Consider the following 16,877-nt stretch of genomic DNA (forward strand, 5'->3'; position numbering starts at 1 on the left):
TGAAGATCAAATTTTAGATGCATCTGTTCGCTACAGCCGTCGGCTATTCAGCCTCCAGTTGCGCTTTGGCCTCCTGCAATTTGCTAGCTTCCTCGTCGGGCAATACCGGGTATTTGAGGTCGAGGCTTTTTAATGTATCTATAATGATGCTGGATATGGCGACACGCGTGAACCACTTTTTATCGGCCGGGATGATGTACCAAGGAGCCTCGTCTGTCGCGGTCTCGCTGATGGCCTCTTCGTACGCCTCCATATAATCGTCCCAATGCTCACGCTCCTTGATGTCGGCAGCCGAGAACTTCCAGTTCTTTGACGGGTCGTTTATCCTTTTCAGGAAACGTTCTTTCTGTTCTTTTTTGGAAATGTGCAAAAAGAACTTGATGATCACCGTACCGTTCTGCACCAGGTGTTTCTCAAAATGGCGAATGCTCTCAAAACGGTCTTTCCAAAACTTTTTATCGATGTCCTTTACAGAGCTGATGCCGGGCAAATTCTCCTTTAAAATGTACTCCGGATGTACCCGGGTCACCAGCACGTTCTCATAGTGCGAACGGTTATGCACGCCTATGCGGCCGCCCTCAGGCAGCGCCTTGCTGTGGCGCCATAAATAGTCGTGTTTTTGCTCCTCGGCGCTTGGTTGTTTAAAGCTGAACACCTGGCACCCCTGCGGATTAACGCCTGATAAAGTATGCTTTATCGCGCCATCCTTACCGGCAGCATCCATGGCCTGGAAGATGATGAGCAAGCTACGGCTACCATCGGCATACAATACGTTCTGTAGTTCCTCGGTCTTCTCGATAATATCGGCCAACAGATCTTCGGCTTCTTCTTTTTTATAGTCGCCGGTATATGAGGTGTCAATATCTTTTAACGATACCTTTTTATTGCTTTTAATTTTAAAATTGTTAGTTATATTTTGCATATATAAAATAGATTTGCACGAGGTTTACCTAAAATTTACCCTGACTTTTTACGTTAGGAGCTATGTCTATGATGATCAGGTAAACTGTATAACTCACAAATATCGCCAATGTTCAAACGTGTCCGCAATCCAATACTGCGTTACTCCCTTATATTCATATACTTTGTCATCATTTTTTTCTGTGCTATCGAGATCAACTTCCTCGGACTGTTCGGCTACTCGCCTGACATGAAGGACATCAAAGACCCAAGCCTCTCGGTCTCATCAGAAGTATATACCGCCGACAGTGTGTTGTTAGCCAAATTTTACAAAGAGGACCGTTCACCTATAGAGTATAAAGATCTATCGCCCAACCTGGTGAACGCTTTGGTAGCTACCGAGGACGTTCGCTTTTACAAACACGGCGGCGTTGATTATTATGGCTTTTTCACGGGTGTGATATCAACGGCAACAGGCGATCGCCGTGGTGCCAGTACCATTACGCAGCAATTGGCCAAGAACTTATTCCAAACGCGTAAAAAAAAGGCACAAGGTTTCGTACGTCATATCCCCGTACTACGCACTGTGGTATATAAGGTAAAAGAATGGCTTACGGCTTTTAAGATCGAGCATGTTTACAATAAGCAGCAGATCCTGACCATGTATTTTAACACGGTGCCTTTTGGCAATAACTCGTTCGGTATCAAGACCGCTGCCCTCAAGTACTTCAACAAAAGCACCAAGGAAGTAACACCTGCCGAAGCGGCCGTGCTGATCGGCATGCTGAAAGCTACCACCACTTACAACCCTATACGTAACCCACAAAAAGCTGTTGACCGCCGCAACATTGTACTGGCACAAATGCAGAAGTACGGTTACCTCAAAACCCCTGCTTATGACGCGGCGGTAAAAAGTCCGCTAGGCCTTGACCTGAGCCACGTGGAAGAGGTCGGTCAAAGCGATTCTTATCTACGTCGTGCGGTAGAGAAATGGCTGGACAAGTGGCTCAAAGCGAACGATTATGACCTTTATGAAGACGGTTTGAAGATCTATACCACTATCGACTCCAAGCTTCAAGGTTACGCTGAGGAGGCCGTTGCCGAAAAGATGAAGATGTTGCAGCGCCGGTTCAACAACATTTGGCGAGGCAAGAACCCTTGGCGCGACTCGAAGGGCAATGAGATCGTGGATTTTATACCGAAGGCTGAACAACGCCTGCCCATATATGCCATGCTAAAAAAGCGTTACAACGGCGACACCACCAAGATCAACGAATACTTTAATACGCCTAAAAAAATGAAAGTGTTCACCTGGAACGGTGAACGCGATACAACTTTCAGCAGCCTCGACTCCATTAAGTATTACACTAAATTACTCAACACCGGTATGATGACCATTGAACCATCCACCGGAAAGATCAAGGTTTGGATAGGCGGTATCGATAATAAATATTTTAAATACGACCACGTTAACCAGGCCAAAAGACAGGCAGGTTCAACTTTCAAGCCTTTTGCTTACGTGACCGCCATTGATAATGGACACACCCCTTGCGATAAGTATACCGACAAACCGGTGAGCATCCCTTATGATGAGGACGGCGAGAAAAAGACCTGGGAGCCTAAGAACGCTGACTTCAATTTCTCCTATCGTGAGATGTCGTTACGTTGGGCAATGGGCAAATCGGTGAACTCGATCACCGCGCAGATCACCCAGGAAGTGGGTTGGGATAAAGTAGTAGAATATGCTCACAAATGCGGCATCGAGAGCCCGTTGAAGGCCGTGCCTTCGGTATCGCTGGGTTCTAACGATGTGTCGGTGTACGAAATGGTAAGAGCCTACAGCACCTTTTTGAATAAGGGCGAACGCATTGACCCGATACTGGTGAGCAAGATCACCGATGGTGACGGAAAGACCTTAGCTGAGTTCGACCTGAAAAGCACGAGGGTACTGAGCGAAGAGACCGCGTGGTTGATGCTGTACATGTTCCGCGGTGGTATGGAAGAACCGGGCGGCACGTCGCAAGCCCTGTGGGAGTACCCTATCTTGTGGAAAAAGAACAGCAACCAGATCGGTGGCAAGACCGGTACCTCCTCAGATTATGTGGACGGCTGGTATATGGGTATCACTAAAGACCTGGTGACCGGTATTTGGGTAGGCTGCGATGACCGTAGCGTACACTTTAATTCGTCCGAATCGGGGGAAGGCTCGCACACGGCCCTACCGATCTTTGGAGCTTTCATGGAGAAGGTATACGCTGACCCTAAATCGGGCTACACTTATGGACCGTTCCCTAAGCCTTGGTCAAAGATCACCAAAGAATATATGTGTCCGTCGCCACGGATCAGGATCGATACAGCAAGCGCGACAGATAGCCTTACCGCCCCTGCCGACAGCGGCATCGTACCGGTACCAGATACCACGGCCAATGATCAGCAGTAACAGGCTGAAATACTGGCTAATTAACATAACTTTAATACTATAAACCGATCATATGCGTAAATTTTACTTGGTCATAAGTAAAGTACAAAGAGTTTGCCTGTTACTTGCCCTCGTGATAAGCTTTTGCCTATTCCATAATACCGCAAATGCACAATACTTTGGTCAGAATAAGGTGCGGTATAAGAACTTGAAGTTCAAGGTATACAAAACACCTCACTTCGAGATCTATTACTACATGAAGAATGACAGCCTGCTCAAACGATTTGCGCAAGAGAGCGAGCTTTGGTACACGTTGCACCAGCAGGTGTTCCGTGATACGTTCCGCAAGGCTAACCCGATCATTCTCTATGCTCATCACCCCGATTTTCAGCAAACTACCGCGCTTGATGGCGAGATCAGCGTAGGTACCGGCGGTGTTACCGAGGGTTTGAAGAACCGCGTGATCATGCCGATCATGGAGACCAATCAAACCACCCGCCACGTATTAGGCCATGAGCTGGTGCACGCGTTCCAGTACCATACCTTGCTTGGTAACGATACCACTAACATGGGCAATATCAACAACCTGCCTTTGTGGATGATCGAAGGTATGGCCGAGTATCTGTCGTTAGGTAAAAAGGATGCCTATACGGCCATGTGGATGCGGGATGCTTACCTCAACAATGACATTCCCACCATACGCGACCTTACCGAAAGCAGCAAATATTTCCCTTATCGTTACGGTGAGGCGTTTTGGTCATACCTGGGCTCTACCTATGGCGATACCATCATCGTTCCGTTCTTCAAGAACGTGTCGCGATTCGGTTTAGAGTATGGCATTAGGCGCACCTTTGGTTACGATGATAAAACGTTATCGAACCTTTGGAAGAACTCGATCATTAACACCTACAAACCGTACCTGAAAGACACCGTCCAGTTCCTGCCGGGCAGGCGCGTGATCGACAACAAGAACTCAGGCGAGATGAACGTGGCTCCTGCCATTAGCCCTGACGGCAAGTACATCGCTTTCCTGTCTGAAAAGGACCTTTTCTCCATTGACCTCTTCCTGGCCGATGCCCGAACGGGCAAGGTGATCAAGCGGCTCACGAGCAAGACATCCAACACCCACATCGATGAGTTCAACTTTATCGAGTCGGCGGGTGCCTGGTCGCCGGATGGAAAGAAATTTGCGTTCAGTATATTCAGCGGGGGCCGCAACCGCATGCTGGTGGTATCTGTACCTAACGGGCGCGTGCTATACAATGTGTCAATGGGACAGGCCGAGCAATTTGGTAACCTGACCTGGTCGCCCGATGGCAACCACATCGCTTTCCAGGGCCTGCATGAGGGTAACAGCGATATTTACATGTACAGCTTCGACACCAAAAAGGTAACGCAGCTCACTAACGATAAGTACTCTGACTACCAGCCGGCCTTCTCGCGCGACGGTAAAAAGATCGCCTTTACATCAGACCGTACCACTTACGATGCCAGCACCTCACAAACCATCACCTTTAACCTGGCTGAGCTTGACCTGGCCACCGGCAAGGTGACCGACATCAAGGTGTTCGACGGGGCTAACAACATGAACCCGCAATACTCGGCAGATGGTTCGCAGATCTACTTTTTAAGTAACCGCGATGGCTTCCGCAACCTGTACCGTTACAACCGCACCAGTGGTAGTGTTGACCAGATGACCGACCTGTTCACCGGGATATCGGGTATCACGGAGTTCTCACCGGCGTTAAGCGTATCGGCAAATGACGACATTGTTTACTCTTACTATCGCTCTCAAAAATATGCGTTGTACAACGGCAAGGCATCTGACTTTAAGCCGCGTACGGTCAGTGCGGCGGAAACCAATTTTGATGCTGCTCTGCTGCCGCCACCGCGCGCGGTGGGTGTCGACCTCATCAACTCCAACCTAAATAACTTCCTGGCCTATCAACGCATACCGGCCGATTCGATACAGAACATTCCTTACCGCCCGCAGTTCAAACTGGATTACCTGGCCAGCAGCGGCGTGGGTGTTGGTGTGGGCATTGGCGCAGGCAGCTACGGCGCAGGCCTCTCTAGCGGTATACAAGGGGTGTTCAGCGATATATTGGGCCGCAACCAGATCTATGCAGGAGCCTCGGTGAACGGCGAGATCTACGATTTTGGCGCCCAGGTATTCTACATCAAGCAGCAGGGCCGCTGGAACTTTGGTGGAGGCGTGTCGCACATCCCTTACCAGTTGGCCACTTATAACGTGGTGCCAAGTACGTACAACAACGGCGGGCAGACCATCAAGGCCATTGAGGAACGCTTTGATATCATCCGTATCTTCCAGGATCAGGCGTCCATCTTTACGGCCTATCCATTCTCAAAGACCACCCGCGTAGAGTTCGGTGGCGGTGTATCGCACAACTCATACATGGTGACCCGTTACAGTACCTACTATGATACTCTGGGCCGTTACATCGACTATCAGCGCAACCGTATCTCCAACTCCAAATTTAACGATGACCCGTATAACAACGTAGGTACACTGAGGCCGATCACTTTGGCGCAGGCCAGCGTAGCGCTCGTGGGCGATAACTCTTACTTCGGTATCGCGTCGCCGTTACAGGGTTTCCGTTACCGTATACAGGCCGAGTATGATTACGGTACTTACCGCTTCTTCTCGCCTACCATCGATCTGCGCAAGTACGTGCGCATCAAACCGGTAACGCTTGCCGGGCGCTTTAATGCGTTTGGCCGCTTTGGGGAGGACACCGGGCTGTACCCGTATTACATCGGCTATCCGTTCCTGATCAGGGGATATGAAAGCCAGACCTTTTACGGCCGCAACAGCCGCAATGTCTCTACTAATGGTTTTACTATCGATCAGCTTTCGGGCTCAAGGGTGGCAGTGGCCAACTTTGAGGTGCGTATACCATTCACCGGACCAGAGAAGTTATCGGCCATCAAATCGAAATTCTTGTTCAGCGAGCTCAACTTCTTCTTTGATGCGGGTTTGGCCTGGAACCGCGGCAGCAAGATAAAGTTCCAGAAAGCTCCAGACCTGATCAGCACCACGCCGGTGTTGGATAGCAAGGGGGCTCCTGTTTTAGGCACCGACGGTCAACCACTCACCACCGACGTGTATGACAGCACCCAACGTGTGCCTGCCCTAAGTGCCGGTATCTCATTAAGAGTTAACCTGTTCGGAGCGCTCATATTGGAGCCATATTATGCCATACCGTTCAATCGTACCGATGTCAAGAAACCGGTATTCGGCCTGAACTTTACCCCGGGCTGGTAAGCTCGGTTCAACCATCATAAAAAAAGCGGCCTTTGCCGCTTTTTTTATGATGCCCAAACAGGGATCATGTATTACAGTTATATTTGAGCTATACCGTGTATATGAAAAGATCATTATTATTCTTCGCCCTTTGTGCCGGCATATTTACGGCTAAGGCGCAAACCACACCACCTGCCAACACTCCCACTCCTACAAAAGGTTCATCGTTCCAGGATTCGGTACGGGCCGAGCAGGCCGTGGCTAAAACGGTGATGATCAATGGTGCGCCCATGAATACGGCCATGGACTTTATCGAGAACCTGACACAATCAAAAAGCTTCACTACCTTTTTGGCGGCAGCACGAGCGGCCAATATGGTTGGTACTTTTAAAAGCAGAGGACCGTTGACACTTTTCGTGCCTCCAGATAGCATATTTAAAAAGCAACTCGGCTATCGATATGATACCCTGATGGCGCCAAACCATAAATATGATCTGATCAACTTGCTAAGCTACCATGCTGTGGCCGGTAAGTTCTATGCCAAGGATCTGGCCAAATTGATCAAGCAGGGTAATGGTGAAGCAAGCTTGCTCACCTTATCGGGCAGTAAGCTTACCGCACGCATGGATGCCAACCGCAACATCGTATTGTATGACGAGACCGGCGGCCAAAGCACCGTTGCCCAGATCAACATCGAACAAAGCAATGGCCTTATACATACCGTTACGCGTGTACTGATACCCAAGAACAAGGCGCTGTGACCTCACGGCCGGCTCGCAGCCCAGCCGATCGGTCAGCGTCTTATACTTAAATAGCTATCGGGCGTTTAGCAGTGGCTAATGACGGCCTCAGGTACGGGCGCGTACGCATATTACTTTCCAGCTTCAGGCCAATGGTCAGATCGATCCAATCAGCATTCACTGACCTGATCAGCCTTTCCTTTTGTATACGGGTGAAAGTGCTCAGGTATTTAAAGCGCTCCATAGCCTGTTCCTCGGTATTGATCTCCTCAAAATATACTAATCTATTTAGTTGTTGCGCCTTGTCAAAGAATAAGGTGGGCATATCACGGTAGAACTGCATGGTCTTCATCATGTCTGAGCATAGGCCAACATGCAGATTGGTACGGTTACGATCGGTTATGATATAGATGAACTGTTTCATTTGATAATAAATTTTGCCGGATGAAAATTTGTTACTAATTTTATGAGCATAAATTTACTAACAAATTTAGTAAATCCAAATTTTATGTCAATTATTTCATCGAATATTAAATTCCTCAGAAAGAAGAAAGGCCTTACCCAACAGCAGTTTGCTGACGAAATAGGCATAAAAAGGTCATTAGTGGGCGCATATGAAGAAGATCGTGCCGATCCAAAATATGATCTGCTAAAAAAAATAGCAGCATATTTTGAGGTCAGTATCGATGATTTTATCAATGAGACCATCAATGAAAAATGGGCGCCTAAACCAAAAGGTAACCCTGCCAACCTGAGGATATTAAGTATAACGGTAGATAAAGAGGATAACGAGAACATCGAGATGGTACCGGTAAAGGCCAGCGCCGGATACATGAACGGTTACGCCGATCCGGAGTATGTGGCTAAGTTGCCTAAGTTCCATTTGCCTATGTTCACACAAGGCACCTTCCGTGCTTTTGAGATCAAAGGCGATTCGATGCTGCCGCTGCCATCGGGTACGATCATTATAGGTGAGTATGTGGAGAACTGGGCCGACATTAAGGCCGGTGAGACCTATGTAGTAGTATCCAAAAATGAAGGGGTGGTATATAAACGTATAGGCAGCCGATACCGCGATAATAAGAAGTTGAAACTGATATCAGACAACCCGGTATATGAGCCTTACGAAGTGAGTGGCGAGGACATACTGGAGATATGGAAAGCCAAGGCGTTCCTGTCTACCCAACTGCCGGCCCCTACTCCTGAACCAAGCATCGAGAACCTGACTAGTATGATGGCCGAGATGCAGCGTTCGATATCGAAATTGCAAAGCAACAATTAAGTTACAAGTTTGTATTTAAACTTACTCCCGATATATTTATCGAACACTATAACAAACTTAAATACAATGAAAAAGATCTTATTGATGTGCACTTTCGTTCTGGGTATCAGCGCCGTTAGCTTTGCCCAGGGCCGCATGCAAAGAAGCCCTGAGGAACAGGCAAAACAACTGAAGGAAGAATTGAAATTGAGCGATGAGCAGACCACGAAAGTGACCGCTGTGTTCACTGCCCAGGCCAAGACACGCGACAGTATTCGCACTGCATCTAACGGCGACAGACAAGCCATGATGCAGGCTATGCGCCCGCTGATGGAAAGCACTACCGCCAAACTTAAAGCCATCCTTACTCCTGAGCAATATACCACTTACGAGAAAGCCATGGCCGAAAGACGCCAACGCATGGGCGGACAAGGTGGCGGCGGCGGTACGCCTCCACAAAAATAAAAGAGACTGAAAGCGGCTTACGGCCGCTTTTTTTATTTTAGCGCAAATTTTGATCGTATTGAGCGCACACGACCTGATAAGGCAAAAACTGGAGCAGCGGGAACAAGCTGGCTCATACCGGAAGCTGCGAACCGCCGGCACCCTGATCGATCTTTGCTCTAACGATTACCTGGGCTTCGCCCGCTCGGCCGAACTGAAAGCTATGGTTGAGGAAGAGATAGTGCGGAACCCTGACCAAGGCAATGGTTCAGGAGGCTCAAGGCTCTTATCGGGTAACACAGCTTATACCGAAGAACTGGAACAGTGGATAGCCACTTATCATCAATCTGATGCAGGCCTCCTGTTTAATTCAGGTTACGATGCTAACCTGGGTTTGCTATCATCCGTACCGCAACGCGGCGATACCGTACTGCACGACGCGCTTGCCCACGCTTCCATCATCGACGGTATACGCCTGAGCCATTCTACCCGCCAAAGCTTTGCGCATAATGACCTGGCAGATCTAGAGCATAAACTCCGGTCGGCCAAAGGCAACATTTTTATAGTGTTAGAAAGCGTGTACTCCATGGATGGCGACCTTGCCCCTCTCACACACCTCGCACGACTTTCTCGGGCCTACAACGCCGCACTTATTGTTGATGAGGCACATGCCGTCGGGGTTTTAGGCAAAGGCTTGGTCAACGAACTCGAATTACACGACCAGGTATTTGCCCGGGTAGTGACCTTTGGTAAAGCTTTAGGTTGCCACGGGGCCATTGTGTTAGGAAGCAATGACCTGCGCAATTACCTTATCAATTTTGCCCGGTCGTTCATTTACACCACCGCCGCTCCTTTCCATCAACTGGCCACCATTAAAATGGCTTACCAACTGCTTAATAGCGCGGAAGGATTCGCACGGACAGCCGCTTTGCAGCAAATAGCGACACTTTACGACCAGTTAATGATCGGTACAAGCTCGGATGCTTACACCAGCGCCATACGCACGCTGATCATTGGTGGCAATGAAGAGACCAAACATGCTGCCGACCAATTACAACAGGCCGGCTTTGATGTACGCGCCATACTAAGCCCAACCGTAGCCGCCGGCAGCGAACGTCTACGCATCTGCCTGCATCAGTACAATACCGAAGAGCAGATCCTGGCCTTGGTGGCCCAATTAAAACTATTACAAGATGCAAGATAACGCGCCCTTATTTGTGACCGGCATCGGTACCGATGTTGGCAAAACGATCGTGACCGCCATATTGGTGGAATATTTTAAAGCTGATTATTGGAAACCGGTACAATCAGGTGATCTGGACAATAGCGATACCATGAAGGTGCAACGCCTGATATCGAATAGCACCTCCAAGTTCTACCCGGAAGTATACCGGCTTACTCAGCCCTTTTCGCCGCACAAGTCAGCAGATCTGGATGGTGTTGAGATAGACCTGGATAAGATCAATGTTCCTGATACGGCCAACCGCTTACTGATCGAAGGTGCAGGTGGCCTGATGGTGCCACTGAATTACCAGGAGACCATTGTTGACCTGATTCAAAAGCTGAACGCCGAGGTGATCCTGGTGGTAAGGCATTACCTCGGTAGCATCAATCACACGCTGCTATCGCTGGAGTTGCTTCAACAAAAAAAGATCAAGGTACATACCCTGATCTTTAATGGTCACATAGACGAATATTCTGAACAGATCATTAAACAGCACCCGGCTGTTGGTCGCGTGGCTTACATCCCGGAGCTTACCGCGGTGAACCCGGAAACGGTGAAACAAGCCGCCGCAAAACTGGTTATCTGAGTTACATCCTTTCTGGCACTTCGATACCCAGCAGTGCCATTCCTTTGGTGATAACGGCTGCGGTAGAGACCGACAGGCTTAAACGGAAGGCTTTGATGTCATCGCTTTCAGCCTGCATGATCGACTTTTCGTGGTAGAACTTGTTGTATGCCTTCGCCAACTCGTAAATGTAGTTGGCAATAGTGGCCGGATTGTGGTCTATAGCGGCAGAAACCACCATGTCTGGGTATTGCGTAAGCTGGATCATCAGGTCTCGTTCTACAGCGTCTAAAACGGTCACGTCAGCAGCATTAGCGGGAGCCTCTACCCTGCTCAATACTGAACGGATACGGGCGTGGGTGTATTGAATGAACGGCCCGGTATGACCTTGAAAATCCACCGACTCATTTGGATCGAACAACAAACGCTTTTTAGGGTCTACCTTTAACAAAAAGTATTTCAACGCGCCCATACCAATCATGTGGTAGAGTTTCGCCTTGTCCTCGTCGCTATAGTCGACCGTCTTACCCAGCGCCTCGGTAGTCTCTTTGGCGGTCTCTTCCATTTGCTGGATCAGGTCGTCGGCATCCACAACCGTACCCTCACGCGATTTCATTTTGCCAGATGGCAGATCCACCATTCCGTAAGATAAATGGTAAAGGCCCTGCGCCCATTCCTTACCCAGCTTTTGCAGGATCAGGAACAGTACCTTGAAGTGGTAATCCTGCTCGTTACCTACCACGTAGATCGACTCGCTCATGCCATAGTCGTCATACTTAAGCTGAGCGGTACCCAGATCCTGCGTAATATATACCGACGTACCATCGGCACGGCGAACCAGTTTTTGATCCAGACCGTCCTCCGTAAGGTCGATCCATACCGAGCCATCTTCCTTTTTAAAAAAAACGCCTTTGGTCAACCCCTCTTCAATGATGTCCTTACCCAATAGGTAGGTATCACTCTCGTAATAATATTTATCAAAATCGACGCCGAGCTTTTTGTAGGTCTTGGCAAAACCATCGTATACCCAGGTGTTCATGGTCTTCCACAAGCTGATCACCTCTTCATCGCCAGCCTCCCATTTTTGAAGCATTTGTTGAGCCTGCAGGATGAGCGGAGCGTTCTTCTTAGCTTCTTCCTCCGTCTTGCCTTCGGCTTTCAGCTCGTCGATCTGGCGTTTGTATTCCTTATCAAAGATCACATAGTACTTGCCCACCAGGTGGTCGCCCTTCATGCCGGCCGACTGTGGTGTTTCGCCATTGCCGAACATTTGCCAGGCCAGCATCGATTTACAGATGTGGATGCCCCTATCATTCACCAGATTGGCCTTGATCACCTCATAGCCAGCAGCCTGCAAAATAGCAGCCACCGAATACCCCAGCAGGTTATTACGCACGTGGCCCAGGTGCAAAGGCTTATTGGTGTTAGGCGATGAGTACTCGACCATCACTTTTTTGCCATTTGGCCGCGCAACGCCAAAATCCTCACGAGTAACCTGATCACGATATAGCGAAAGCCAGTAGCTATCAGCTATGGAAATATTGAGGAATCCTTTAATGATATTGAAATCGGCCACTTCGGTAACGTTGGCTTTCAGGTATTCGCCGATCTCCTGTCCGGTTTGCTCAGGGCCTTTACGTGATATCTTGGTAAATGGGAACGTCACGATGGTCACCTGTCCTTCAAACTCCTTGCGGGTCTGTTGCAGGTTCACATCTTGAGCGGTTATAGCGGTTTGATATAGGGTGTTTACAGCTTGTACGGTAGCGTCGATAATAAAGTCCATCGTACAAAATTAATTAAATTGCCCGAACCTGATGGGCATTATTGAATTGCACATTTAATTATAACTTTGATAGCATCTGCACTGATCTATGATACTGAATGAAGAACGGCTGAAGGTGAACGTGACCTCTGAGATAGGCACCCTCCGCGCACTGCTTATCCATAGCCCCGACAGCGGTTTGGGCAAAGTGGTCCCCTCTAAGGCGCAAGACTGGCTTTTTGAGGACATCGTGCACTTGGACACCATGCGCCGTAATGAGTATGACCATTACGTGAAGCTGCTGCTTTACTTTCTCGATCCCGACAAGATCAAGGGCCGCCTGCAACAGATCGACTCGCATGAGGCCGACCGCAACTTTTACAAACCCGACCATCAGGACTTCTACGCATCAGACAAGGTGATCGAGATACAGACATTGTTGGCCGATATACTGGAGGATGCAGGGATCCGTGAAAAACTGACCGCCGCCGTTTGTGCGATCGAGAATTGCAACTATCGCCTGCAACAACAACTCATAGAGACCGACCCGGTAGAATTGGCCAAGATCCTGATCTCCGGCTCATGGCAAAAAGACCAGATGATCTTTGCGCCGATACCGAACCTTATTTTTTCGCGCGACATCGGCATCGCCATCAATGATTTTATACTGCTGAACAAGCCCGCCAAAAAGGCCCGCTCGCGTGAGACCTTGCTGGCCCGATACATCTTGTTCAACCACCCACTTTTTGAAGCTTTTAGAGACAAAATTCTGGAAATACCCGAAAATCTCCACATTTTTCTACGTCCCGGAGATGAGCAAGGTGAGAAGACCACCCTCGAGGGCGGCGATGTGATGGTGGTGAGTAAAGAGCATGTGATCATCGGGTGCAGCGAACGTACCTCCGTAAGCGGGGCTCATGAAGCGGTGAAATTGTTGTTCGAGAACAATGTGGTGAGCAAGGTCACCATCCTGAAGATACCGCATAAACGCGATTACATGCACATAGACACAGTATTTACCCAGGTAAAGCGCAACGTTTGGGTATTATTGGGCTCGTTGGCCAAAACCGAAAAGAACCGCCGTGGTGCCGACCCGATCAGCTGGTTCGCTGACAAGAAGCAAAAGGACAAGACCGAGATCGTGCAATTCACCGCCGGCAAGCAAAAACCGCGCACCTTTGACACCATTGAAGATCTGCTTAATGATGTCAGTATCAATGACCTGTCATCGCCGGAACCTACGCAGTTCATCTATTCAGGCAATAATGAATTCCCTTTTGATGCCCGCGAACAGTGGACCGATTCGTGCAACCTGCTGGCCCTCAAAGAAGGCGTGGTACTCGGCTATGACCGTAACGACAAGACCGTGGAAGCATTCGTAGAAAGCGGATTTAACATCGTCAAGGTGACCGACCTGCTGCAGCAATTGGAAAGCGGCGATGTGACCACGGATACGATACAGGACACGCTGATCCTTATGCCGTCCTCCGAATTATCACGTGCACGTGGCGGATTTCACTGCATGAGTCTTCCCTTACTACGCGACAGCATCTAACCTAGAGATGATCGTTAAATAAGCTAATATGAGCAACACAGCATCACAGACCACCTCGAACATATTGATGGTACGCCCGGCCAGCTTTGGCTTTAATGACCAAACAGCTGACAGTAATGGTTTTCAACAGCGCACGGAGCTGCCCGAGGTGGCCCAACAAGCGTTGAAAGAATTCGATGGCTTTGTTAGGTTATTGCGAAGCCATGGAGTGAACGTTACTGTAGTAAACGATACTGCAGAGCCTCACAAGCCTGATGCTATCTTTCCTAATAACTGGGTATCATTCCATAGCAATGGCGATGTGATCATATATCCTATGCAGGCGCAGAACAGGCGTTGGGAACGTAACGAAGCAGCAATTCGCGGTCTGGAAGGACAGTTTAAGGTCGACCATATTATTGACCTAAGCCGGTTCGAATTGGAAGAAAAGTTCCTGGAGGGAACTGGCAGCATGGTCTTAGACCGGGAGAACCGTATCGCTTACGCATGCCTGTCGCCTCGTACGCATGCAGATGTGCTGAATGGTTTCTGTAATTATATGGATTATGAACCGATGACTTTCCACTCCCTAGACAGCAAAGGTAAAGCCATATACCATACCAATGTGATGATGTGCCTGGGTAGCCGCTACGCGGTGATCTGCCTGGAAAGCATAGCGGACGAAAAGGAACGCCAACAAGTGATCGAAAGCCTACAGAAGACGGGCAAGGAGATCATCGACATCACTTATGAGCAGATGGACCACTTTGCAGGCAACATGCTTGAAATTCAGAATAATGCAGGTAAGAGCTTGCTGGTCATGTCGGCCAGTGCAAAGGCATCGCTAACTGATGAGCAACTGAACACATTACAGACATACAGCGAGATCGTCAGCCCTGACATCCGCACCATTGAGACCATTGGCGGCGGTAGTGCCCGTTGCATGATCGCTGAGATACACTTGCCACTGATCAAGTGATCGAACTCACTGACTATTTGCGGTAACCCGTGATATGGATCAACCGGTCCGTGGTCACTACGTCGTGCCTTGTACGGGGGTTCAGGAAGTCCTTGGTCAAACGTGTGATACCATACTCAACGTCGATGTACTCACGGCCAAAGATCAGTCCACCTTGTACCAATTCAGGACGCTTTTCTTCAGAGGTAAAGATCCAGACATCCTCGCCTTTATCCAACCTGCGCTTGATGCCATTCACGGACGCGAAAGGCGTAATGTGCTGCGTGTAAAAATTGAAGGCCGAACTGTGCAGCACATAATTGGAGATTTTTTCTTTAGGGATATGCTGCCGGTTCACCACCTGGGCCAGGCCAATGCCACCCTGGTAGTTCAATAAATGCTGATAAACACTGCCGTTCAACAACACGTTGGTCAAAGCCGCCATCAAAACTGATACCATCACCAATTTGTTGAGTTGCTGCCTTTGGGTGAAAAGCACCCGCACCAGTACCAGCAACAACACCACCGCCGGCACGATCACCCACCAGAACGTTAAAGGGAAACACCAAAAATTGAGCAGGACCAGTATAACTGCGATGGCCCCAATAACAAAATATTGAATACGTAGATAGATCTTTATCTCGCCTTGCTCAGCCTGCTGATACGCCTTGGTCAACAGGGATGCGGTGATGATCGCGAAGAATGGAAAGAGAATATTCAGATAATGCGGCAGCTGATAACCAGCCATGGAAATGATGATGAAGATGACCAATATGGTACCGGCCGACAAAGCCTCGTATCCTTCCACGAAGCTGAACTTGGTCTTCCAAAAAAAGACGATGCGCTTGAAGAAAGCCACGTAGGTAAGCAAGCAGAACGGGAGGAATGCCCACAGCAAAGTATGGAAAAAGAAGAAATAATCTTTATGACCAGTTCCCCAACTCTTTCCGTCGAAACGTTCGGTGTTCTGTTTCCAAAGGATGAATTTTACTCCTGATACGTTCTTCATGCCACGCACCACCTTTTCGGGATGCATATCATACTGCTGATAGTAAGCATACACACAAGGCGCTATGAAAAGGCAGAACAGCACTGCTACCGCCAACCACCGCACATTGAACATCATTTTCCAGTTGCGCTGGTAGATCAGCATGAAGAACAAGGCCACCAACGGCATCACCAAACCGATCATACCCTTGGTAGTAAAGGCCATGGCTAAACCCAACGGCGCCAAAACGTAATTGAACCACCTGCCACTTTGCGAAAGCTCGATCAGCTGCCAGGTGGCAAAAATGATACTTGCCGTAAGCAATGCATCCATGCGTACGTCATTATTGGCCAGGAACTGAGCCTGCGCACTAGCATATATAATAGTAGCCAGCAAACCTGTTTCATGGTCGTATAAGCGCTTGGTCAGTTTGTAAGTAGAGAAAAGTCCTAATAGGGTAGCCAATAAAGCGGGTATCTTGTAGGCAATGGTATTGACGCCAAAGATGTTGAACGATAGCGCCGAAAGCCAAAAGTGCAAATGCGGCTTATCGAGGTAGTCGAGGCCGTTATCATCCACCAGGTTCAAGTAGTTATGCGTTTGCACCATGTGCAAAGCGATATTGGCGTGATGCGAGGCATCCTCATTCATGAGCGGCACGAATAAGCCCAAGAAGTATGCTACAAATAGCGCAAGGAACAAGCCCAACCAGGCTCTTGAAGATAAGATGCTTTGCATAAATGATCTGGATCACTGCCTATGGTCAGGCGGCGCAAATATATTCAACAATTTTTAACCCCCGGTAAACAAAGT

Annotated in this window: 13 protein-coding genes; 9 read left to right on the plus strand and 4 right to left on the minus strand. The window is 48.8% G+C overall.

Annotation, left to right across the window (positions count from 1 at the left end):
• Positions 1–43: 43 nt before the first annotated feature.
• Positions 44–922: a polyphosphate kinase 2 family protein gene (locus LLH06_RS13275; protein WP_228169771.1), complete on the minus strand. Its 879-nt coding sequence runs from the start codon at positions 920–922 to the stop codon at positions 44–46.
• 108 nt (positions 923–1,030) lie between these two features.
• On the opposite strand from LLH06_RS13275, the gene LLH06_RS13280 reads away from it, so the two are divergent.
• The 3 genes from LLH06_RS13280 (at position 1,031) to LLH06_RS13290 (ending at position 7,345) form a co-directional block, all read left to right on the plus strand.
• Positions 1,031–3,340, plus strand: a complete 2,310-nt coding sequence (locus LLH06_RS13280) for a penicillin-binding protein 1A (RefSeq protein WP_228169772.1) — start codon at positions 1,031–1,033, stop codon at positions 3,338–3,340.
• Positions 3,341–3,392: 52 nt separating this feature from the next.
• Entirely contained in the window at positions 3,393–6,605 is a 3,213-nt protein-coding gene (locus LLH06_RS13285) for a basic secretory protein-like protein (RefSeq protein ID WP_228169773.1), read from the plus strand.
• Positions 6,606–6,706: 101 nt separating this feature from the next.
• Positions 6,707–7,345, plus strand: a complete 639-nt coding sequence (locus LLH06_RS13290) for a fasciclin domain-containing protein (protein ID WP_228169774.1) — start codon at positions 6,707–6,709, stop codon at positions 7,343–7,345.
• Between the two features lie 46 nt (positions 7,346–7,391).
• Here the strand turns inward: LLH06_RS13290 and LLH06_RS13295 are convergent, their stop codons facing one another.
• On the minus strand, positions 7,392–7,748 hold the full coding sequence (locus LLH06_RS13295; RefSeq protein WP_228169775.1) for a GIY-YIG nuclease family protein: 357 nt from the start codon (positions 7,746–7,748) through the stop codon (positions 7,392–7,394).
• Positions 7,749–7,832: 84 nt separating this feature from the next.
• Between LLH06_RS13295 and LLH06_RS13300 the strand changes: the two genes are divergently transcribed.
• The 4 genes from LLH06_RS13300 (at position 7,833) to bioD (ending at position 10,840) form a co-directional block, all read left to right on the plus strand.
• A complete protein-coding gene (locus tag LLH06_RS13300) occupies positions 7,833–8,606 on the plus strand; it encodes an XRE family transcriptional regulator (protein WP_228169776.1) in 774 nt (257 codons plus the stop codon).
• 66 nt (positions 8,607–8,672) lie between these two features.
• A complete protein-coding gene (locus LLH06_RS13305; protein ID WP_228169777.1) occupies positions 8,673–9,050 on the plus strand; it encodes a hypothetical protein in 378 nt (125 codons plus the stop codon).
• Between the two features lie 58 nt (positions 9,051–9,108).
• Positions 9,109–10,233: an aminotransferase class I/II-fold pyridoxal phosphate-dependent enzyme gene (locus LLH06_RS13310; protein ID WP_228169778.1), complete on the plus strand. Its 1,125-nt coding sequence runs from the start codon at positions 9,109–9,111 to the stop codon at positions 10,231–10,233.
• Positions 10,223–10,840, plus strand: a complete 618-nt coding sequence (gene bioD / locus LLH06_RS13315) for a dethiobiotin synthase (RefSeq protein WP_228169779.1) — start codon at positions 10,223–10,225, stop codon at positions 10,838–10,840. Before LLH06_RS13310 ends, bioD begins: the two co-directional genes overlap by 11 nt.
• 1 nt (position 10,841) lies before the next feature.
• Here bioD and argS read toward each other — a convergent pair whose 3' ends face one another.
• The gene (gene argS, locus LLH06_RS13320; RefSeq protein WP_228169780.1) at positions 10,842–12,605 is read right to left on the minus strand and encodes an arginine--tRNA ligase; all 1,764 of its coding nucleotides are present in this window, start codon (positions 12,603–12,605) and stop codon (positions 10,842–10,844) included.
• A gap of 88 nt (positions 12,606–12,693) precedes the next feature.
• Between argS and LLH06_RS13325 the strand changes: the two genes are divergently transcribed.
• Positions 12,694–14,139 carry an arginine deiminase family protein gene (locus LLH06_RS13325; protein WP_228169781.1) on the plus strand — a complete coding sequence of 482 codons (1,446 nt, stop codon included), beginning with the start codon at positions 12,694–12,696 and terminating at the stop codon, positions 14,137–14,139.
• A gap of 28 nt (positions 14,140–14,167) precedes the next feature.
• Positions 14,168–15,097, plus strand: a complete 930-nt coding sequence (ctlX, locus tag LLH06_RS13330; RefSeq protein ID WP_228169782.1) for a citrulline utilization hydrolase CtlX — start codon at positions 14,168–14,170, stop codon at positions 15,095–15,097.
• 13 nt (positions 15,098–15,110) lie between these two features.
• Here ctlX and LLH06_RS13335 read toward each other — a convergent pair whose 3' ends face one another.
• Complete coding sequence (locus LLH06_RS13335; protein WP_228169783.1) at positions 15,111–16,802, minus strand: ArnT family glycosyltransferase; 1,692 nt, start codon at positions 16,800–16,802, stop codon at positions 15,111–15,113.
• Positions 16,803–16,877: the final 75 nt, after the last annotated feature.

The sequence above is a fragment of the Mucilaginibacter daejeonensis genome (genome assembly GCF_020783335.1).
Lineage (GTDB): Bacteria > Bacteroidota > Bacteroidia > Sphingobacteriales > Sphingobacteriaceae > Mucilaginibacter > Mucilaginibacter daejeonensis.